This window comes from Cellulosimicrobium sp. NPDC030954, assembly GCF_055571305.1.
This window is the reverse complement of record NZ_JBVIFN010000008.1, coordinates 116,767-136,756: the sequence shown is the minus strand read 5'-3', so window position 1 is coordinate 136,756 and position 19,990 is coordinate 116,767. Positions and strand designations below refer to the sequence as shown.

The 19,990-nt window shown below is 73.7% G+C and carries 22 protein-coding genes; 16 read left to right on the top strand and 6 right to left on the bottom strand.

The annotated features are described in order from the left end of the window. Positions 1-44 precede the first annotated feature (44 nt). The 5 genes from lysS to mshA all read left to right on the top strand — a co-directional run bounded on the left by lysS (position 45) and on the right by mshA (position 4,958). Complete coding sequence (gene lysS / locus ACZ402_RS15905; protein WP_375826027.1) at positions 45-1,580, top strand: lysine--tRNA ligase; 1,536 nt, start codon at positions 45-47, stop codon at positions 1,578-1,580. Between the two features lie 26 nt (positions 1,581-1,606). Beyond that, complete coding sequence (locus ACZ402_RS15900) at positions 1,607-1,786, top strand: hypothetical protein (RefSeq protein WP_375826026.1); 180 nt, start codon at positions 1,607-1,609, stop codon at positions 1,784-1,786. 175 nt (positions 1,787-1,961) lie between these two features. Continuing rightward, complete coding sequence (locus ACZ402_RS15895; RefSeq protein WP_253052582.1) at positions 1,962-2,297, top strand: histone-like nucleoid-structuring protein Lsr2; 336 nt, start codon at positions 1,962-1,964, stop codon at positions 2,295-2,297. Positions 2,298-2,432: 135 nt separating this feature from the next. Beyond that, complete coding sequence (locus tag ACZ402_RS15890; protein ID WP_375826025.1) at positions 2,433-3,626, top strand: lactonase family protein; 1,194 nt, start codon at positions 2,433-2,435, stop codon at positions 3,624-3,626. A 69-nt stretch (positions 3,627-3,695) separates the two neighbouring features. Continuing rightward, positions 3,696-4,958 (top strand): D-inositol-3-phosphate glycosyltransferase, encoded by a 1,263-nt coding sequence (gene mshA / locus ACZ402_RS15885; RefSeq protein ID WP_375826042.1) that lies wholly within the window; start codon positions 3,696-3,698, stop codon positions 4,956-4,958. A 25-nt stretch (positions 4,959-4,983) separates the two neighbouring features. Here the strand turns inward: mshA and ACZ402_RS15880 are convergent, their stop codons facing one another. Beyond that, positions 4,984-5,430, bottom strand: a complete 447-nt coding sequence (locus ACZ402_RS15880; RefSeq protein WP_375826024.1) for a nitroreductase family deazaflavin-dependent oxidoreductase — start codon at positions 5,428-5,430, stop codon at positions 4,984-4,986. A 124-nt stretch (positions 5,431-5,554) separates the two neighbouring features. Here ACZ402_RS15880 and ACZ402_RS15875 point away from each other — a divergent pair, with 124 nt between their 5' ends. Next, the gene (locus ACZ402_RS15875; protein WP_375826023.1) at positions 5,555-6,292 is read left to right on the top strand and encodes a phosphoglyceromutase; all 738 of its coding nucleotides are present in this window, start codon (positions 5,555-5,557) and stop codon (positions 6,290-6,292) included. A gap of 181 nt (positions 6,293-6,473) precedes the next feature. Here the strand turns inward: ACZ402_RS15875 and phoU are convergent, their stop codons facing one another. Beyond that, positions 6,474-7,157 (bottom strand): phosphate signaling complex protein PhoU, encoded by a 684-nt coding sequence (gene phoU / locus ACZ402_RS15870; RefSeq protein ID WP_375825162.1) that lies wholly within the window; start codon positions 7,155-7,157, stop codon positions 6,474-6,476. Between the two features lie 219 nt (positions 7,158-7,376). On the opposite strand from phoU, the gene ACZ402_RS15865 reads away from it, so the two are divergent. The 6 genes from ACZ402_RS15865 to pstB all read left to right on the top strand — a co-directional run bounded on the left by ACZ402_RS15865 (position 7,377) and on the right by pstB (position 13,682). Next, entirely contained in the window at positions 7,377-8,678 is a 1,302-nt protein-coding gene (locus ACZ402_RS15865; protein ID WP_375825163.1) for a sensor histidine kinase, read from the top strand. After that, positions 8,675-9,379 (top strand): response regulator transcription factor, encoded by a 705-nt coding sequence (locus ACZ402_RS15860; protein WP_375825164.1) that lies wholly within the window; start codon positions 8,675-8,677, stop codon positions 9,377-9,379. Before ACZ402_RS15865 ends, ACZ402_RS15860 begins: the two co-directional genes overlap by 4 nt. 259 nt (positions 9,380-9,638) lie before the next feature. After that, positions 9,639-10,778 (top strand): phosphate ABC transporter substrate-binding protein PstS, encoded by a 1,140-nt coding sequence (gene pstS / locus ACZ402_RS15855; protein WP_375825165.1) that lies wholly within the window; start codon positions 9,639-9,641, stop codon positions 10,776-10,778. A 113-nt stretch (positions 10,779-10,891) separates the two neighbouring features. Then, positions 10,892-11,905, top strand: a complete 1,014-nt coding sequence (gene pstC, locus ACZ402_RS15850; RefSeq protein WP_375825166.1) for a phosphate ABC transporter permease subunit PstC — start codon at positions 10,892-10,894, stop codon at positions 11,903-11,905. Then, the gene (gene pstA / locus ACZ402_RS15845) at positions 11,905-12,888 is read left to right on the top strand and encodes a phosphate ABC transporter permease PstA (RefSeq protein ID WP_375825167.1); all 984 of its coding nucleotides are present in this window, start codon (positions 11,905-11,907) and stop codon (positions 12,886-12,888) included. The genes pstC and pstA overlap by 1 nt, the downstream gene beginning before the upstream one ends. Positions 12,889-12,902: 14 nt before the next feature. Then, complete coding sequence (pstB, locus tag ACZ402_RS15840) at positions 12,903-13,682, top strand: phosphate ABC transporter ATP-binding protein PstB (RefSeq protein WP_087469843.1); 780 nt, start codon at positions 12,903-12,905, stop codon at positions 13,680-13,682. Between the two features lie 90 nt (positions 13,683-13,772). On the opposite strand, the gene ACZ402_RS15835 is transcribed toward pstB, so the two are convergent. After that, entirely contained in the window at positions 13,773-14,300 is a 528-nt protein-coding gene (locus tag ACZ402_RS15835; RefSeq protein ID WP_375825169.1) for a septum formation family protein, read from the bottom strand. 110 nt (positions 14,301-14,410) lie between these two features. Then, entirely contained in the window at positions 14,411-14,917 is a 507-nt protein-coding gene (locus ACZ402_RS15830) for a hypothetical protein (protein WP_375825171.1), read from the bottom strand. Between the two features lie 313 nt (positions 14,918-15,230). On the opposite strand from ACZ402_RS15830, the gene ACZ402_RS15825 reads away from it, so the two are divergent. The 3 genes from ACZ402_RS15825 to ispF all read left to right on the top strand — a co-directional run bounded on the left by ACZ402_RS15825 (position 15,231) and on the right by ispF (position 17,131). Then, positions 15,231-15,713 carry a CarD family transcriptional regulator gene (locus tag ACZ402_RS15825; RefSeq protein WP_024841917.1) on the top strand — a complete coding sequence of 161 codons (483 nt, stop codon included), beginning with the start codon at positions 15,231-15,233 and terminating at the stop codon, positions 15,711-15,713. A 96-nt stretch (positions 15,714-15,809) separates the two neighbouring features. Continuing rightward, positions 15,810-16,589 carry a 2-C-methyl-D-erythritol 4-phosphate cytidylyltransferase gene (ispD, locus tag ACZ402_RS15820; RefSeq protein ID WP_375825173.1) on the top strand — a complete coding sequence of 260 codons (780 nt, stop codon included), beginning with the start codon at positions 15,810-15,812 and terminating at the stop codon, positions 16,587-16,589. Further along, on the top strand, positions 16,586-17,131 hold the full coding sequence (gene ispF, locus ACZ402_RS15815) for a 2-C-methyl-D-erythritol 2,4-cyclodiphosphate synthase (RefSeq protein WP_375825175.1): 546 nt from the start codon (positions 16,586-16,588) through the stop codon (positions 17,129-17,131). The genes ispD and ispF overlap by 4 nt, the downstream gene beginning before the upstream one ends. 2 nt (positions 17,132-17,133) lie before the next feature. On the opposite strand, the gene ACZ402_RS15810 is transcribed toward ispF, so the two are convergent. Then, positions 17,134-17,712, bottom strand: coding sequence for an LpqN/LpqT family lipoprotein (locus ACZ402_RS15810; RefSeq protein WP_375825176.1), 579 nt, complete (start codon positions 17,710-17,712; stop codon positions 17,134-17,136). Between the two features lie 175 nt (positions 17,713-17,887). Between ACZ402_RS15810 and ACZ402_RS15805 the strand changes: the two genes are divergently transcribed. Further along, entirely contained in the window at positions 17,888-18,526 is a 639-nt protein-coding gene (locus ACZ402_RS15805) for a TetR/AcrR family transcriptional regulator (protein ID WP_375825178.1), read from the top strand. Positions 18,527-18,557: 31 nt separating this feature from the next. Here the strand turns inward: ACZ402_RS15805 and ACZ402_RS15800 are convergent, their stop codons facing one another. Continuing rightward, positions 18,558-19,979 carry a D-arabinono-1,4-lactone oxidase gene (locus ACZ402_RS15800; RefSeq protein WP_375825179.1) on the bottom strand — a complete coding sequence of 474 codons (1,422 nt, stop codon included), beginning with the start codon at positions 19,977-19,979 and terminating at the stop codon, positions 18,558-18,560. Positions 19,980-19,990: the final 11 nt, after the last annotated feature.

Below are 19,990 nucleotides of genomic sequence, written 5' to 3'. Positions count from 1 at the left end.
ACGCCTCTACCTCGACGGCGCGCGAGCGTCGGTAGAATCCTCGGGTGACCTCCCCCGCCGGAACCCCCTCTCCTGACGTGCGCGAGCCCGAGGAGCACGTCGACGACGTGCCGGAGCAGATACAGGTCCGCCGCGAGAAGCGCGAGCGGATCCTCGCGCGCGGCGACGAGCCGTACCCCGTCTCCGTCCCGCGCACGACCACGATCGCCGACGTCCGGGCCGCGTACGCGCACCTGGAGACCGGCGAGGAGACGCAGGACGAGGTCGGCGTGGCCGGCCGCGTCGTGTTCCTGCGCAACACCGGCAAGCTCTGCTTCGCCACGCTCCAGGACGGCGAGGGCAACCGCCTGCAGGTCATGCTCAGCCAGGCCGTCGTGGGCGAGGAGTCGCTCGCGTCGTTCAAGGCGGACGTCGACCTGGGCGACCACCTCTTCGCGCACGGCCGCGTCATCAGCTCGCGCCGTGGCGAGCTGAGCGTCTTCGCGGACGCGTGGCAGATCGCCGCGAAGGCGTTGCGACCGCTTCCCGTGCTCCACAAGGAGCTCTCGGAGGAGGCGCGCGTGCGCCAGCGCTACGTGGACCTCATCGCGCGCCCGGCCGCCCGGGACACGGTGCGCCTGCGCGCCGCCGTCGTGCGCTCGATCCGCGAGAACTTCTGGGAGCGAGGTTTCGTCGAGGTCGAGACGCCGATGCTCCAGACGCGTCCGGAAGGCGCGGCCGCGCGCCAGTTCGAGACGCACATGAATGCGTTCGACATCGACCTGTTCCTGCGTATCGCGCCCGAGCTGTTCCTCAAGCGCGCGGCCGTCGGCGGCGTCGAGAAGGTGTTCGAGATCAACCGCAACTTCCGCAACGAGGGAGTGGACTCCACGCACTCGCCGGAATTCGCGATGCTCGAGGCGTACGAGGCCTACGGCGACTACGACACGATGGCGGTGCTTACCCAGAACCTCGTGCAGCGGGCCGCGCAGGACGCGCTCGGGAAGACCCTGGTCACGCTCGCCGACGGCACGGAATACGACCTCGGCGGCGAATGGACGCAGCTGAAGATGTACGACTCGCTCTCGGACGCGCTGGGCGAGGCGATCACGCCCGAGACGCCGGTCGAGTCGCTGCTGACGTACGCCGACAAGTTCGAGCTCACCTTCGACCCGAAGAACGTCAACCACGGCAAGCTCGTCGAGGGACTGTGGGAGCACCTGGTGGGCGACCACCTCGTCGCGCCGACGTTCGTGCGCGACTTCCCCGTCGAGACCTCCCCGCTCACGCGCGACCACCGCGCGGTGCGCGGCCAGGTCGAGAAGTGGGACCTCTACGTGCGCGGCGTGGAGCTCGCGACGGCGTACTCCGAGCTGGTGGACCCGGTGGTCCAGCGTCAGCGCTTCGAGGCGCAGGCGCTGCTCGCGGCCGCCGGCGACGAGGAGGCCATGCGCATCGACGAGGACTTCCTCACCGCGATGGAGTACGCGATGCCCCCGTCGGGCGGCATGGGCCTGGGCATCGACCGGCTGCTCATGGCGCTCACCGGCCTCGGCATCCGCGAGACCATCCTCTTCCCGCTCGTGAAGCCCGCGCAGTAGCGCGGCCGAGACCAAGGATCGACAGCATGGACATCTGGCCCACCGTCGCGGCGCTGATCCCCTCGATCGGCGTCGGCGTGCTCTTCTACGTCGCGATGCGCGCGATCGTGCGCGCCGACCGCAACGAGCGCGCCGCGCTCGCGCGCCTCGACGCGGAACAGGAGTCGGCCGCCGACGGGAATGCCACGGCCTCGCGCGACTCCTGATTCCCGCCCGGCGCCGCGCGCAAAGAGCGAGAAAATGCTGTACCCGCGTCCAGGAATGGTGGGCGCCGTGCCGGGGCGACGCGCGCCGGACAACGGCGTGGCCAATTGACGGTCCCGACTTTTCGATGGCATCCTGACGAGGACAATCATTCCTGTGAAGCGTGAGGTAACCACAGTGGCCCAGAAAGTCCAGGTAATTCTCGTCGACGATCTCGACGGGGGCGCGGCCGACGAGACCGTCACGTTCGCACTCGACGGCGTCTCCTACGAGATCGACCTCAGCACCAAGAATGCGCAGGAGCTGCGCGACGCCTTCGCGTCGTGGGTCGGTAACGCGCGCAAGGTCTCGTCCCGCACGAGCACGGCCCGCCCCGCGCGCCGCAGCAGCCGCTCCGCCGGATCGGCCCGCGCGACGGAGGTCCGCGAGTGGGCACGCGCCAACGGCTACACGGTCAACGACCGCGGCCGCATCTCCCAGGAGATCCAGACGGCGTACGACGCGGCGCACTGACGCCACGCCGCACCGAGCCCGGGGCGCCCTGCCGACGAGCACCGTCGGCAGGGCGCCCTTCTCGGGTCCCCTTCGGTCGGGCAGCAGCGTCCGCCCGGGGCCGGAGGCACCCGTCCGGAGAACTAGGCTCGGGTCATGACCTCCGCGACCCGCGCCCTCTGGATCGGCACCTACCCGCACCCGGCGAACGGCGGCGCGGAAGGCGTGTGGCGCGTCGGGCTCGACGCCGACGCGGTGGCCGGGACGGGGTCGTTCGTGGGCGGGGTGCTGGTGGCCGAGACGCCGTCGCCGTCGTTCCTCGCCCTGGACGGCGACACCCTGTACGCGGTGGGGGAGACGGAGCCGGGCTCGGTGTCGGCGTTCGCCGTCGCGCCCGACGGCGGCCTCGCACCCCGGGGCGGGCCTGTCGCCACGGGCGGGACGTACCCGTGCCACGTGGCCGTGAGCGGCGACGTGCTCGTCGCGAACTACGGCGACGGTCTCCTCACAGCGGTGGAGAAGGCGGCGGACGGCTCGCTCGCCGCGGCGCCGGGTGCCGGGGCCGACCTCGCCGTGCGCCGTCAGGGGCACGCGGGCACGGGGCCGGTCGCCGACCGCCAGGAGGGGCCGCACGCCCACTTCGTCGCCCCGCTCGCCCACCTCGGCGCCGCCGACGACGGCAGCGGCGACGTCCTCGTCGTCGACCTGGGCACCGACGAGCTGCGCCGGCACGACCCCGCGGCTCCGGACGGCTCGGCCCCGCGCGTCGTCGCGACGTTCCCGCCGGGCACCGGCCCGCGCCACCTCGCCGCGCTCCGGTCGGGCCACCTCGTCGTGGTCGGCGAGCTCGACCCGGCCCTGTTCGTCCTCGCGCCCGTCGACGGTCCGGACGGGGTGCGCACGTACGACGTCGTCGCCCGGCACGACGTCACGCACGCCGCGCCGCCCGCGGGCGGCGGGAACTACCCCTCGCACGTCGCGGTCTCGGCGGACGGCTCACGCGTCCTCGTCGCGGTGCGCGGCGCCGACGTGCTCGCCGTGCACGCGGTCGAGCAGGCGACCGAGGGCGGCGTCCCCACGCTGCGCCACCTCGCGGACTCCCCGGTGGGCGGCGCCTGGCCCCGCCACTTCGCCGTGCTCGACGGTTCCGGAGCCCCTGACGATCCGCTGCACGACCTCGTCGTCGTCGCGAACCAGAACGACGACCCGCTGATCGAGCGCCCGGACGCCCCCGCGGGGGAGGAGCCGACGTCGAACCTCGCGCTCCTGCGCGTGCGCCGCTCGGACGGTGCCGCCCAGGTGCTCGACGTGCTCGCGCTGCCGGCCCCGGCGTGCGTCGTGGAGGCCTGACCCGCCGTGACCGCGCTCGAGCTGCCCGACGGCGTCTCCCCGGACCCGGCGACCCCGCTGCGGGTCGCGATGCTCTCGGTGCACACGTCGCCCCTCGACCAGCCGGGCACCGGCGACGCGGGCGGCATGAACGTGTACGTCACCGAGCTCGCGCACGCGCTCGCCCGCCGCGGCACGCAGGTCGAGATCTTCACGCGCGCCACGGCGTCGAGCCAGCCCCGCAAGGTCGAGGTGTCCGACGGCGTGACGGTGCGCCACGTCGTCGCCGGTCCTTTCGAGGGGCTCGACAAGAACGACCTGCCCGGCCAGCTCTGCGCCTTCACGGCGGGGGTGCTGCGCGCGGAGGCGCGGCACCACGAGGGCTGGTACGACGTCGTCCACACCCACTACTGGCTCTCGGGCCAGGTGGGCTGGCTCGCGGCCGACCGCTGGGACGTCCCGCTCGTGCACACCATGCACACGCTGGCGCGCGTGAAGAACGCCGCGCTCGCCCCGGGCGACGCGCCCGAGCCCCTGGGCCGGATCATCGGGGAGGAGCAGGTCGTCGCCGAGGCGGACGCGCTCGTCGCGAGCACCGACGCCGAGGCGGACGACCTCGTGCGCGACTACGCGGCCGACCCCGCGCGCGTGCACGTCGTGCCGCCGGGCGTCGACCTCGACCTGTTCTCCCCGGACCCCGGCGCGGGCGCCTCGCCCGGCGACGGGGCGGCGCGGCGGGGTCGGCGCCGCGCGCTGCGCGCCGGGCTGGGCCTCCCCACGGACGGCGGCCTCGTCCTCTTCGCGGGGCGCGTGCAGCCGCTCAAGGGTCCGGACGTCCTCGTCCGGGCGCTCGGCGTCCTCGCCGAGCGCGGGGAGCCCGTGCCGACGCTCGTCGTGCTGGGCGGCCCGAGCGGGCGCCCGACGGCGGTCCGCGAGCTCGAGGCGCTCGCCTACCAGCTCGGGGTGAGCGACCGGCTCGTCGTGCGCCCACCGGTCTCGCGCGACGAGCTCGTGCGCTGGTACCGCGCGGCCGACGTCGTCGCCGTGCCGTCGCACAACGAGTCGTTCGGGCTCGTCGCGGCCGAGGCGCAGGCGAGCGGGACGCCGGTGGTGGCCGCCGCCGTCGGCGGCCTGCTGACGGTCGTGGAGGACCAGGTCTCCGGCGTCCTCGTCCCCGGCCACGACCCCGAGACGTGGGCGCGCGTGCTCGGCGACCTGCTCGCCGACGACCAGCGCCTCGCCACCCTCGGCGACGGCGCCCGGCGCGCCGGCGAGCGGTTCGGCTGGGACACCGCCGCGCTGCGCATGCTCGACGTCTACGCGCAGGCGCGCAAGGTCCGCGCGGCGCGATGACGTCGCCGGTGCCGGGCGGCGCCGGTCAGGCGTCCGGCGCGACGCGCTCCAGGACCAGGACGGGGATCTCGCGCGACGTCTTCTCCTGGTAGTCCGCGTACGGCGGGTAGGCGGCGACGGCACGCTCCCACCACACCGCCTTCTCCTCGCCGTGCACCTCGCGCGCGACGTAGTCGTGGCGCTCGGCCTCGTCCTGGAGCTCGACCTGCGGGTGCGCGAGGACGTTGTAGTACCAGACAGGGTGCTTCGGGGCGCCGCCCAGCGACGCGACGACCGCGTACACGCCGTCGTGCTCGACCCGCATGAGCGGCGTCTTGCGGACCTTCCCGCTGCGGCGCCCGAGGGTCGTGAGCACGACCACCGGCATCCCGTTCAGGGTCGTGCTGCGCGTCCCGCCGGACGACTCGTAGGACTCGGCCTGCTTGCGGGACCAGGCGCTCGGGCTGGGGGCGTACTCTCCGTCGATCGGCATGTCGGGGGCAACGTGCGCGCCGCCCGCCGGATTCCCGGACCTTCGTCCCACGCCCGACGGCGACGGTCACCACCACGTGGGACGCGGGTGCCCGCGCGCCGGGCCGTGCGGCAGGATGGAACCCATGACCTACACCCTCGTGCTGCTCCGCCACGGCGAGAGCGAATGGAACGCCAAGAACCTGTTCACCGGCTGGGTGGACGTCGCCCTGTCGGAGAAGGGGACCGAGGAGGCGAAGCGCGGCGGTCAGCTCCTCACGGAGGCCGGCGTCCTGCCCGACGTCGTGCACACCTCGCTCCTGCGCCGCGCCATCACGACGGCGAACCTGTCGCTCGACGCCGCGGACCGGCACTGGATCCCCGTGAAGCGGTCGTGGCGCCTCAACGAGCGCCACTACGGCGCGCTGCAGGGCAAGAACAAGAAGCAGACGCTCGAGGAGTTCGGCGAGGAGCAGTTCATGCTCTGGCGCCGCTCGTACGACGTCCCGCCGCCCGCGATCGAGCTGGGCTCCGAGTTCTCGCAGGACGCGGACCCGCGCTACGCCGACGCGCCCGTCGTGCGCACCGAGTGCCTCAAGGACGTGCTCGAGCGCGCCCTGCCGTACTGGGACGGCGAGGTCGTCCCGGACCTGAAGGCGGGCAAGACCGTCCTCGTCGCGGCGCACGGCAACTCGCTGCGCGCCATCGTCAAGCACCTCGACGGCATCTCCGACGAGGACATCGCCGCGCTCAACATCCCGACCGGCATCCCGCTGCTCTACGAGCTCGACGAGGACCTCAAGCCGATCACGAAGGGCGGCCGCTACCTCGACCCCGAGGCCGCCGCCGAGGCCGCCGCCGCGGTCGCCAACCAGGGCCGCTGACCGCACACCCCGTACAGACGGCCGTGGCCCGTCCGGACATCCGGACGGGCCACGGCCGTCTGTCGTGTGCGCGGTACAACCGCGGTCGCGCGAGGTAGAACCTCCGGTCTCGAGGTAGACGCCTGCGGGTTCTCCCTCGAGACCGGAGGCTCTACCTCGCGGGGTAGGGTCCGCCCCGTCGTCAGGCGGTGGCGCGGGCGGAGCCGGCGGGGGTGCCGCGGTCGTCGGCGAAGTCGCCGGTGACGAGGTACGTCACGCGCTTGGCGATGGAGACGCCGTGGTCGCCGAAGCGCTCGTAGTAGCGGCCCACGAGGGTGACGTCGACCGTCTCCTGGGGGGTCCCGGTCCACGTGCCGTCGAGCAGCGCGGTGAAGGTGTCCTGGTGCAGCTTGTCGAGCAGGTCGTCGTCGCGCTCGATGTTCGCCGCGACGGTGAGGTCGCGCGTCGTGAGAAGCGTCGTCGTCCGGCGGGCGACGCGCACGGCGGCGTCGTGCATCTGCTCGAACGTGCGGTGCAGCGACGGCTCGATCGCGCGCGCCGGGTAGCGGCCGCGCGCGACCTGCGCGATGTGGCGGGCGAGGTCGCCCATGCGCTCCAGGGTGGCGCTCATGCGCAGCGCGCTGACCACGACCCGCAGGTCGGTGGCGACGGGCTGCTGCTGGGCGAGGAGCAGCACGCACCGCTCGTCGAGCTCGCGCTCGAGGGCGTCGATCGTGTGGTCGTCGCCGATGACCGTCTGCGCGAGCTGCAGGTCAGCCGTGAGGAGCGCCTGCCCCGCACGGTTCACGGCCGACTCCACCAGCCGGCTCATCTCGGCCAGGTCGTCGCCGACCTGCTTCAGCTCGGCCTCGAAGATCTCCCGCATCGCTTCCCTCTCGTCGTGACCGGTCGGTCCGGTCCGTGACGGCGTGCGCCCCTGCGCGCCGGGCGGCGCCCGGGCACGCCGTCGGCTCCCGTCACGCTCGCAGGCGCGGTCGACCGGGCGGTGAACTCCAGGGCGCCGCGAGGTGAACTCTTGGCGGCTCGCGCCCGTGCGGGCGCCTGTTCGGCCGGTGGGGCGCGCGTACGACCGTACGCTGGACGTGTGCAAGCCGAGAGTCTGATCGAGGGCGCGACCGTGCTCCTCGCCGGTGTCGTGGGCGTCGTGGTCGGCGTGATCGCGGCCATCGCGTTCCGCGTGAGCGAGCGCCAGCAGCGCGCCGCGCGGGTGGAGCCGACGCCCGAGCTCGACGAGGGACTCGTCCGCGTGCTGGCCGTCCTGCGGTCCGCCGCCGTCGTGCTGGACGAGGAGGGCGAGGTCGTCCGGGCGAGCCCGCCGGCGTACGCGCTCGGCGTGGTGCGCGGTGACGCGGTCGCGCACGCGGCGATCCGGGACATGATCGACGACGTGCGCCGGGACGGGGTGATCCGCGACGAGGAGCTCGAGCTCCCGCGCGGGCCGGTCGGCCGGGGCACGGTCATGCTCCAGGTCCGCGTCGCCCAGGTCGGCCCCCAGCACATGCTCGTGCTCGCGGAGGACCGGACGGAGGCGCGGCGCGTCGAGGCGATCCGGCGCGACTTCGTCGTGAACGTGTCGCACGAGCTGAAGACGCCGGTCGGGGCGCTCGCGCTGCTCGCCGAGACGGTGCAGGACGCCGCCGACGACCCCGTGGCGGTGCGGCGGTTCTCCGCACGCATGCAGTCGGAGGCGACGCGTCTGTCCGCGCTCGTGCAGGAGATCATCGAGCTCTCGCGGCTCCAGGTCGCGGGCGCGCTCCAGGAGGTCACGGTCGTCCCGGTGCGGGGCGTCGTCGAGGAGGCGGTGGACCGCGCGCGCACGACGGCGCAGGGCAAGGGCATCACGCTCACGACCGGGGGAGAGCTCGACGCCGCGGTGTACGGCGACCACAACCTGCTCGTCACCGCGGTGCGCAACCTCCTCGACAACGCGGTCGCCTACTCGGGCGAGAACACGCGCGTCGGGGTCGGCGTCTCGCTCGCGGGCGACCTGGTCGAGATCGCGGTCGTGGACCAGGGCATCGGGATCTCGGCCGACGAGCAGGCCCGCGTGTTCGAGCGGTTCTACCGCGTGGACCCCGCGCGCTCGCGCGACACCGGCGGGACGGGCCTCGGCCTGAGCATCGTCAAGCACGTCGCCGCCGACCACGGCGGCGAGGTCACCATGTGGTCCGAGCCGGGACGCGGCTCGACCTTCACGCTCCGGATCCCCGCGGCGGACGTGCCGACCGCGCAGGCGCCCGCCGCGCCGTCGGGCACGACCCACGACGCCGCCGGGGACGAGGGCACGGCCGGGGCGGACCCCGGGACCGTGCAGCACGACGTGCGACGGGCCGCGCAGGCACCCGCACGGGACGAGGACGTACAGAACAAGGAGGTAGGCGCGTGACGCGCATCCTGGTGGTGGAGGACGAGGAGTCGTACCGCGACCCGTTGACGTACCAGCTGCGACGCGAGGGCTTCGACGTCGTCGAGGCCGCGACGGGCACCGAGGCGCTGGAGCGGTTCGACGCGGACGGGGCGGACCTGGTCCTGCTCGACCTCATGCTCCCCGGGCTCAGCGGCACCGAGGTGTGCCGCGAGCTGCGGCAGCGCGGCGACGTGCCCGTCATCATGCTCACGGCGAAGGACTCGGAGATCGACAAGGTCGTGGGCCTCGAGCTGGGTGCGGACGACTACGTGACGAAGCCGTACTCGTTCCGCGAGCTGCTCGCGCGCGTGCGGGCCGTGCTGCGCCGCAAGGGCGGGGAGAACGGGGGCGAGGTCGTCGCGGAGAGCGCGCTGGAGGTCGGTCCGGTGCGCATGGACGTCGAGCGGCACACGGTGAGCGTCGACGGCCAGGTCGTGCCGTTCCCGCTCAAGGAGTTCGAGCTCCTGGAGCTGCTCCTGCGCAACGCGGGGCGCGTGCTCACGCGCGGGCAGCTCATCGACCGGGTCTGGGGCACGGACTACGTGGGCGACACCAAGACGCTCGACGTCCACGTGAAGCGCATCCGGTCGAAGATCGAGCCCGAGCCGGCGAGCCCGCGCTACCTCCTCACGGTCCGCGGGCTCGGCTACAAGATCGCGGACGGCGTCGGCCAGACCTGACCCTCCGGCGCAGCGCACGAACGGCCCCGGCGCGTCCCTCACGGACGCGCCGGGGCCGTCGTCGTGCGGCGCAGAGGCCCCGGCCGGCCGCGGGCCGGCCCCTGCCCGACCCGGTCGGGAACGTGGCACGGAAGGTCTGTGCACTGTTCATCCCTCGTTCACCCGCTCTCGGGGAACGCGTCACCCGGCGCTCTTAGCGTCGGGATCGTCACCGGCGCTCGCTGGTGCCACGAGACGCTTGAACAGGATGGAACGAAGAGTGAAGCTCAGCCGATTCTCCCGTGCTGGATCCGCCGTCGCGATCGGTGCGCTCGCGCTGACCCTCGCCGCCTGCGGGTCGGACGACCCCGTCGGCAGCGCCGACGGCGCCACCGACGGTTCCTCCGAGGGCTCGTCCGAGACCGCGAGCGACCTCAGCGGTGAGCTCAACGGTGCGGGCGCGAGCTCGCAGGAGTCCGCCATGGAGGCGTGGCGTGCCGGGTTCCAGAGCGCGAACCCCGACGTCACCGTCAACTACGACCCGGTCGGCTCCGGTGGCGGTCGCACCCAGTTCCTCGAGGGCGGCGTCGCGTTCGCCGGCTCGGACGCGGTGCTCAAGGAGGAGGAGATCACGCAGTCGCAGGCCGTGTGCGGCCCCGACGGCGCGATCGACCTCCCGGTCTACGTCAGCCCGATCGCCATCATCTACAACCTGCCGGACGTCGCGGAGCTCAACCTCGCGCCGGCCACGATCGCGGGCATCTTCAACGGCACGATCACGCAGTGGAACGCGCCGGAGATCGCCGCCGACAACCCCGACGCGACGCTCCCGGACCTCGCGATCACGCCGGTCCACCGCTCCGACGAGTCGGGCACGACCGAGAACTTCACCGAGTACCTCGCCGCGACCGCCGGGGACGCGTGGGGCCACGAGCCGAGCGGCGACTGGCCGACGCAGGGCGGGGAGTCCGCGCAGGGCACCTCCGGCGTCGTGCAGACGGTCCAGGGCGGCGAGGGCACCATCGGCTACGCCGACGCCTCGAAGGCCGGCGACCTCGGCACCGCGAGCATCAAGGTCGGCGAGGAGTGGGTCGCGTACTCGCCCGAGGCCGCCGCGAAGGTCGTCGACGCGTCGCCGCGCGTCGAGGGCCGTGGCGAGCACGACATCGCGGTCGAGCTGGACCGCACGACGACCGAGGCCGGCGCCTACCCGCTGGTGCTCGTCTCGTACGCGATCGCGTGCACGAGCTACGAGGACGAGGCGACGGGCGACCTCGTCAAGGCGTTCCTCACGTACATCTCGAGCGAGGAGGGCCAGTCGGCCTCCGCGTCGGCCGCGGGCAACGCGCCGATCTCGGAGGACCTGCGCACGGACGTCCACGCGGCGATCGAGGCCATCACGGTCGGCGCCGCCGGCTGACGACCGCCGGGAACCAGGGGGCGGCGGGGGCTACGAGCCCCGCCGCCCCTCACCCGCGAGATCGCCCGCGACCCAGACCTCACGCAGCAGGACCGCATGCACCGGGAGCACGAGTGACCACCACAGCCCCACCCACGACGCCGGGCGCCACGCCGAGCCCGACGCCTCGCGCGGGCGCCCCGCGCCGCCGGGCCCGGAACACCGACCGCGGCGTCAACCGCGCGTTCCGCTGGACCGCGACCGGCGCCGGAGGGCTCATCCTCGCCGTCCTCGCCGCGGTCGCGATCTTCCTCGTGCTCCGCGCGTGGCCCGCGCTCACCGCGGGCGGGGACGTCCTCGGCGAGGAGGTGTCCTGGTTCCCGGAGGGCGCGTCGCTGCTGTCGTTCGTCGGTCCGCTGATCTTCGGCACGCTCCTCGCGGCCGCGCTGTCCCTCCTCCTCGCGACGCCGGTCGCGATGGGCATCGCGCTCTTCATCTCGCACTACGCGCCGCGCCGGCTCGCGTCGACCCTCGGGTACGTCGTCGACCTCCTCGCGGCGATCCCCAGCGTCGTCTACGGCCTGTGGGGCTCGCTCGTGCTCCCGCCGATCGTCGTCCCGGTGTGGTCGTGGCTCGCGGACACGCTCGGGTGGTTCCCGCTCTTCGCCGGGCCGGCGTCCCCGACCGGCCGCGTCCTGCTCACCGTCGCGCTCGTGCTCGCGGTGATGATCCTGCCGATCATCACCGCCGTGAGCCGCGAGGTGTTCCTCCAGACGCCGAAGCTCCACGAGGAGGCGGCGCTCGCGCTCGGCGCGACCCGCTGGGAGATGATCCGCACCGCGGTGATCCCGTTCGGACGGTCCGGCGTCATCTCGGCCGCGATGCTGGGCCTCGGCCGCGCGCTCGGCGAGACGATGGCCGTGCTGATGATCCTCTCGCCGGGGCTCCTCTACTCGTTCAAGATCCTGCAGGCCGGGCAGCAGCAGACGATCGCCGCGAACATCGCGGCCGACTTCCCCGAGGCCAACCCGCTCGGGGTGAGCACCCTCATCGCGACAGGTCTCGCGCTGTTCGTCATCACCCTGCTCGTCAACATGGGCGCCCGCGCGATCGTCGCGCGGCGCAAGGACTTCTCGGGAGCCAACTGATGAGCGCCCTCAGCACCAGCCCCGCGCGCGGGGCCTCCGCCCCCGACCCGGAGCGCACCGCCTCCGTCCGCGCGCTCCTGCGCGGTGCCGACGCCGGCCGCCGCCGCAAGGACCGCACGATGACGGTCCTCATGTGGGGCGCGTTCGCCCTCGCGATGGTGCCGCTCGTGTCCGTCGCGTGGACCGTCGTCGTGCACGGCATGGAGCGGTTCGACGTCTACTTCCTCACGCACTCGATGCGCGGCGTGTTCGGCGGCATGGACGCGGGCGGCATCTACCACGCGATCCTCGGCACGCTGCTCATCACGCTCGGCGCCGCGGTGATCTCGGTCCCGATCGGCCTGCTCGCCGCGATCTACCTCGTCGAGTACGGCCGTGGCCCGCTGGCCCGCGCGGTGACGTTCTTCGTGGACGTCATGACGGGCATCCCGTCGATCGTCGCCGGCCTCTTCGCGTACGCGCTCTTCGCCGTGGTCTTCGGCCCCGGCGTGCGCATGGGCATCGTCGGCTCCGTCGCGCTGTCCGTGCTCATGATCCCCGTCGTCGTGCGCTCGTGCGAGGAGATGCTCCGGCTCGTCCCCAACGAGCTGCGCGAGGCGGCCTACGCGCTCGGCGTGCCCAAGTGGCTCACCGTCGTGCGCGTCGTGCTGCGCACGTCGATCGCCGGCATCACGACGGGCGTCATGCTCGCCGTCGCGCGCGTCATCGGCGAGACCGCGCCGCTCCTCATCACCGTGGGCGTCGTCGACTCCATCAACGGCAACCTCTTCGAGGGCCGCATGATGACGCTGCCCGTGTACGTGTACCGGCAGTACAGCCAGGGCCTGGTGCCCTGCAGCAACGTCACCGACGTCGTGTGCATCCCCGACATCAACTACGACCGGGCCTGGGCGGCCGCCCTGACGCTGATCCTCATCGTCATGCTGCTCAACCTCGTCGGGCGACTCGTCACCCGCTGGTTCGCCCCCAAGACCCTCCGCTAGAACAGGACACCCCGATGGCACAGCGCATCGACGTCAAGGACCTCAACATCTACTACGGCGACTTCCTCGCCGTGCAGGACGTCGGCATGACGATCGACCCCAAGTCCGTGACGGCCTTCATCGGCCCGTCCGGGTGCGGCAAGTCGACGTTCCTGCGGACCCTCAACCGCATGCACGAGGTCATCCCCGGCGCACGCGTCGAGGGCACGGTCGCCATGGAGGGCGTGGACCTCTACGGGGACGACGTCGACCCGGTCGCCGTGCGCCGTCAGGTGGGCATGGTCTTCCAGCGGCCCAACCCGTTCCCGACGATGTCCATCAAGGAGAACGTCCTCGCGGGCGTGAAGCTCAACAACAAGCGGATCTCGAAGTCCGCGGCGGAGGAGCTCGTCGAGACCTCGCTGCGCGGCGCGAACCTGTGGAACGAGGTGAAGGACCGCCTCGACCGCCCGGGCTCGGGCCTGTCCGGCGGCCAGCAGCAGCGCCTGTGCATCGCGCGCGCCATCGCGGTCAAGCCGCAGGTGCTCCTCATGGACGAGCCGTGCTCGGCGCTCGACCCGATCTCCACGCTCGCGATCGAGGACCTCATCGCCGAGCTCAAGGACGAGTACACCATCGTCATCGTCACGCACAACATGCAGCAGGCGGCGCGCGTGAGCGACCGCACGGCGTTCTTCAACATCGCGGGCACCGGCAAGCCGGGTCGCCTCATCGAGATGGACGACACCGCGACGATGTTCTCCTCGCCCACCCAGCAGGCCACCGAGGACTACATCTCCGGCCGCTTCGGGTGACCTGATCCCCACAGGCCGGCCGACCCGGCCGGACGACGACGGCGCCCCTCCCGGTCCGGGAGGGGCGCCGTCGTGCGCGGGGCGGGAGGGTCAGGTCGCCGAGCCCTGGAGCGTGCCCGTGACGTCGGTCCCGTCGGTGTCGAGGACGCACTGGACCACGCGGTCGTCGACCGTGTTCCAGCCGTCCTCGCGCGGGGTGAAGGGCCAGAAATAGTAGGCGGACTCGTCGTAGGAGAGGCCGACGAAGCCCTCGAACTCGCCGAGGCAGAAGTCCTCGGCGCTCGCCTGGACGGCCTCGTCGCCGGGGTAGTCCCCCTCGGGGAGCTCGGTCTCCGCGTAGACCTCGGCGTCGTGCGGCTCGGAGCACGGGACGACGGGCACGGACTCGACGTTCTCGCCGTCGGGCAGCTTCGACGTCACGATGCAGTCGCCGACCTGGATCGAGAAGACGTCGGCGTCCGACGCCTCGGTCACCTCGCCGCCGGGCTCGTCGCGCTGGGCCTCCGACGGCCCGGAGATCTCGTCGAGGATCGCGCCGCAGCCCGATGCGGTCAGGGCGAGGGCGACGGCGCTCACGACGAGGAGGAGCGGCCGACGGGTGGTGCGGGACAGGGTCACCTGGGTTCCTTCGTGGACGTGCCCCGACCACGACGGTCAGGGCGGCACGCGAAGGTTAGCGCCCACCGGTGACACTGCCCGAGCCCATTTCCGGCCCGGGCCGTGTCACGTCACGGCAGCAGGTGCGCGTACTCCTCGAGGGTGCCGTCGAGGACGGGCAGCGACATGCCCTGCTCCTCGCCCGAGGTCACGCTGACCGTCACGGGCAGCATGCCCCCCGGGGCCACGTCGACGCGGCCGATCTGCGCGTCGAACCCGTCCTCCGTGCCGAGGTAGACGGTCTCGCCGGCGGCGACGGGGACGGTCACCGGGTCGCCGCCCTCGGGCGTCACGTCGAACTCCACGTCCTCGGTCGAGTCGTTGGCGAACGCCCCGACGAGCGCGCCGGCGTCGCCGTCGGCCGCGCTCACGACGAGGAGGTTGAGGCCGCGCAGGTCGTCGGTGAGGTCGACGCGCAGGCCGTCCGACGGCGAGTAGGGGCGGTTCGTCTCGATGGGGGAGCACGCGGACGCGACGGCCACGCTCGCGACCACGAGGGGGACGGCCCAGTAGCGCGCGCGGCCGGTCGCTCGGGACGCCGCGCGGGTCGCTGCTCGGGGGGTCGGGATGCGGGTCACGTGCACTCCAGGGCTGCGAGAGGGGGGACTGGATTCCGCGCCCAGCCTAGTGCGTCGGGCGAGGCGGGGCGGCCGGAACCGGCTCTCCGGGAGGGTGGCGTGAGCGGCGTCACGCGGGGTCGCGCGCCCGCGTGGCGCGCCCGACGGCGGTCGGCGGGCCTCCGCGCCCCGCTCGCCGAGGTTCGTGAGGCGCGCTGACACGGCTCTGACCTGCGAAGACGCCCACCAGGGGGACTTGTCAAGGGGCGCAGGGGCTCGGATTTCCGGCCTTCCGCGTGGTAAGGTGGACCACCGCGAAAGGGGACATCTGCAGATGACGTTCACAGTAGGCGAGACCGTTGTCTACCCGCACCACGGAGCCGCACTGATCGAGGAGATCAAGACGCGCACCATCCGCGGAGAGGACAAGATCTACCTCAAGCTCAAGGTCGCGCAGGGCGACCTGACCATCGAAGTCCCAGCCGAGAACGTCGACCTCGTCGGCGTGCGTGACGTCGTCGGCCAGGAGGGTCTCGACCGCGTTTTCGAGGTGCTGCGTGCACCCTACACCGAGGAGCCGACCAACTGGTCGCGTCGGTACAAGGCGAACCTCGAGAAGCTGGCGTCGGGCGACGTGATCAAGGTGGCGGAGGTCGTGCGCGACCTGTCGCGCCGGGACGCCGACCGCGGCCTCTCGGCCGGCGAGAAGCGCATGCTCTCGAAGGCCCGGCAGATCCTCGTCTCGGAGCTCGCGCTGGCCGAGCACACCGAGGAGGAGAAGGCCGAGGCCATCCTCGACGAGGTGCTGGCCTCCTGACGTCCCGGGCCTCGGCCCGAGCGACAGACCACCGGGGAGGGCGCCGTCCGTGCGGACGGCGCCCTCCCCGTCGTCGTGCCCGGGTAGCGTGTGCCCGTGCCGACTCTTGCCGTCCTCACCGCCGCGGGCTCCGGGACCCGTCTCGGGCTCGACCTGCCCAAGGCCCTCGTCGAGCTCGACGGCCTGCCCCTGGTCGTCCAGGCGGCGCGCCGGCTGTGCGCGTCCGGGGCGGTCGACACGATCGTGGTCACGGCACCACCCGGCCTGCGGGAGCACGTCGCGGCGCTGCTCCGCGACGACCCGGCGGTCGACCGGCCCGTGCGGGTGGTCGAGGGCGCGGGCACCCGCCAAGCCTCCGTCGCCGCCGGCCTGCGTGCGGGTCTGGGCGCCGACGAGTCCGGCACCGGGACCGGGGAGCACTCGGCCCCCGCGCAGCCCGCGGTCGACGTCGTGCTCGTCCACGACGCGGCGCGACCGCTCGCGCCGCCCGCGCTCGTCCGCCGTGTCGTCGAGGCCGTCCGGGCGGGCCACGGCGCCGTCGTCCCGGGGCTGCCGGTCACGGACACGATCAAGCGCGTGACCGCCGCACGGGCGGGCGACCCGTCCCGCGCGGAACCCGTCGCCGAGACCGTGGACCGGGCGGCCCTGCGCGCGGTGCAGACCCCCCAGGGGTTCGACCGGGCGCTCCTGGTCCGGGCGCACGAGGCCGCGAGCCACCGGGCCGACGACGAGCGGTCCGCCGCGACCGACGACGCCGGCCTCGTCGAGGCGCTCGGGCTCCCCGTCCACGTCGTGCCCGGGGACGCCGCCGCCGCCAAGATCACCACCGCCCACGACCTGCGCGTCGCCGCGCTGACCCTCCGGGAGGACCGATGACGACCCCCGCCGAGCACGCCGAGGCCGCGCTGCACCGTGGCACCGTGCCCCCCTTGCCGCGGACGGGAGTCGGCGTCGACGTGCACGCGTTCGCCCCCGAGGGCGAGGAGCGGGAGCTGTGGCTCGGCGGGCTGCGCTGGCCGGGCGAGCGGGGCCTCGCCGGGCACTCGGACGCGGACGTCGCCGCGCACGCCGCCGCGGACGCGCTCTTCTCGGCGACGGGGCTCGGCGACCTGGGCTCGAACTTCGGCACGAGCGCGCCCGAGTGGGCGGGGGCGAGCGGGTCGAGCCTCCTCGCCGAGGCGGCGCGCCGGGTCCGGGCCGCCGGGTTCGAGATCGGGAACGTGGCCGTGCAGGTCATCGGGAACCGCCCCCGCCTCGGGCCCCGCCGGGCCGAGGCGGAGGCCGCCCTCGGGGCTGCCGCGGGCGCCCCGGTGACGCTCACCGCCACGACGACCGACGGTCTGGGGCTCACGGGCCGCGGGGAGGGCGTCGCGGCCGTCGCGACGGCCCTCGTCGTCGCCGTCGGGACGCCCGCGTGACCTCAGCCCGTGGGGGCGAGCTGCACGCTCTCGAGGACGGCACGCGCCTGCGCGGCGCCGTCGGCGTCGGCCTCGGCGTACGAGGCCGTGAGGTCGACGACCCAGGCGTCCGGCCCGTCGCCGGTCCGGACCGCCACGATCTCCTGCGCGACGACGGCCCCGGCGGTCTCGTACGTGCCCGCGACCCGGAAGGCGGGGAGCTCGCCGAGGGTCGTCGGGCCCTGGCCGTCGACGCCCGGAGCCCAGCCGGGGATCGCGCTGACGGCTGCCGCGGTCGCGGCGCCGGCCTGCTCGAGCGGCTCCGTGGACTGCTCGCCCGTCACGACGACGTTCGCCCGGAACTCCTCCGGGCCCGTCCCGCTCGGCGCGCGCAGCACGAACGCCCCGTCGCGGGTGACGCGCTCCCAGCCGGGGGGAGCGGTGACCTGGACCGGGACCTCGGGGACGTCGTAGGTGACCGGCGCGTCGTCGCCCCCGGTGCCCGCGGGGCCGCCGCAGCCCGCGAGGGCCAGCACCGCGGCCACCGGGATCACGAGGGGCGCGGCGGTCCAGAAGGTGCGGGGGTGGCGCGGTCGGGGCACGGTCGTCCTTCGTCCAGGGCGGTGGGTGTGGCGGGCTGGGCGGGCTCGGGGTCTCGGCTCGCCATTCTCGCCTCCCGGCGTCCCGGGTGCCAGGCCCACGAGCAGACACTACGATCGCTGAGAGCGCATCGATGTGTTTGACTTTCCCAAGAACGACACATGGGATGAATCGCACATGAACCGAATGTCCGTCGAAGAACGCCGAGCCCAGCTCGTCGACGCGGCGATGACCATCGCCGTCCGCGAGGGCGTCGAGGCCGTCACGATCCGTGGCGTCGCGGCCGAGGCCGGCGTCTCGCTCGGCGTCGTGCACTACTGCTTCGAGGACAAGGACGAGCTCCTCCAGGCGATGGGCAACAGCCTCGCGCTCGTCGCGTCCGAGCCGGTGCGCGCCGCACTCGACGTCGACGGCGACGTCGTGAAGCTCGCGCACGCCGCCGCCGACGGCCTCTGGAGCGGGCTCACGCCGCGGCGGCACATGCGCCTCCTCACGTTCGAGTTCGCGACGGCGGGCGTGCGCAGCCGCGCGCTGCGCTCCGTCGCGCACACGCACCTCGAGCAGACGTGGGCGATGACGCGCGGCTTCCTCGAGAACGTCGCCGAGCGCGGGAACGTCACCTACTCGATGGACATGGGCTTCCTCTCGCGCATCGTCGCCGGGTACATCGACGGCATCGAGATCGCGTGGCTCGTCGAGCAGGACGACGAGACCGCGGTCCGCAGCTTCCACGCGCTCGCCGAGTACGTGCTGTCGCTCATGGTCCGTCCCGACGGCTCGCCCGTGCGCGAGCACGGCCCGGAGCCCGTCTCCTGACCGACCGGCGCGCGGACCGGGGCGGCGGCCGTCAGCCGCGCGCGGCCGCTCCCGGCGCACGCCCGAGCACCCGGTCCGTGTACGCGTTCGCGAACACCCCGTCGGGGTCCGCCGCGTCGCGGACCGCCACGGCGTCGTCGAACCGGGGGTAGAGGTCGCGGAGCCGCTCGGCGTCGAGCCCGTGCAGCTTGCCCCAGTGGGGGCGCCCGCCGACCTCGGCGACGATGCGCTCGACGGCGTCGAAGTACCGCGCGTGCGGCAGGCGCGCGTACTGGTGCACCGCCACGTACGCGGTCTCGCGCCCGTGCGCGGTGGACAGCCAGACGTCGTCGGGCGCCGCGAACCGGACCTCGACCGGGAAGGGCACGTGCTCGCCGGACCGGTCCAGCCAGCCGTCGATGCTCGACAGGACGTCCACCAGGCGCTCGCGCGGTACCGCGTACTCCATCTCGCGGAACCGGACGCGGCGCGAGGTGACGAAGACCTGGTGCGACGGCGCGACGTAGGTCCGCGGCGCGAGCGCGCGGGCCGAGACGGCGTTGAGCCGCGGCGTGACGCGCGGCACCGCGGTCGCGAGCCGGTTGACGAGCTCGAACGCTCCGTTCGACAGCAGCTCCTCGTCGACCCACGTGCGCGCCCGCGCGACCGGCCCGGGACCGGTGGTCCGCAGCCGCTCGAGCTCCGCGGCCTCGTCGTCGGGGGCGAGCCGGTTGTTGCGCTTGGTCAGCGCCCGGCGCGTGTGGGGGAACCAGTAGAACTCGAAGTGGTCGTTGCCGCCGACGAGGCCGTCGGGGTCGTCCGGCGTGCCGAGGCCCTCCAGCACGCGGTCGAGCGGCCACGGCTCCTCCTGCGCGCGGAGCAGGAACGCGGGCACCACCTCGAGCGTCACCGCGGACAGGACGCCCGTGACCCCGAGCCCCAGGCGGCTCACCTCGAAGAGGTCGGGGTCCCGCGTCGCCGACGCCTCGCGGACCTCGCCGTCCGCCCCGACGACGCGGACGCCGCGCACCTGGGTGGCGAGCCCGCCGAGCCCGGCGCCGGTCCCGTGCGTGCCCGTCGAGATCGCCCCGGCGATCGACTGCCGGTCGATGTCGCCGAGGTTGCGCATGGCCAGGCCCGCGGCCGCGAGGGCCTCGTTGAGCCGGTGCAGGCGGATGCCCGCCCCGACGGTCACGAGGATCGCGTCGGCGTCGGCCTCACCGGGTGCGCCCGTGCCGCGCGCGATGCGCTCCACGAGCCCGACGCGGTCGAGGTCGAGCAGGAGCCCGTCCGTGACGGCCGCGGGGGTGAAGGAGTGGCCCGCCCCGACGGCGCGCACCCGCATCCCCTCGGCGGCCGCGCCGGCGACGAGCCGCCCCAGCTCTGCCTCGTCGCGCGGGGAGGCCCGGCGGCGCGGGGTCGCGGAGGCCGTGCGGGCCCAGTTGGTCCAGGAGAGGGCGTCGTCGCTGCTCACAGGTCGTACTG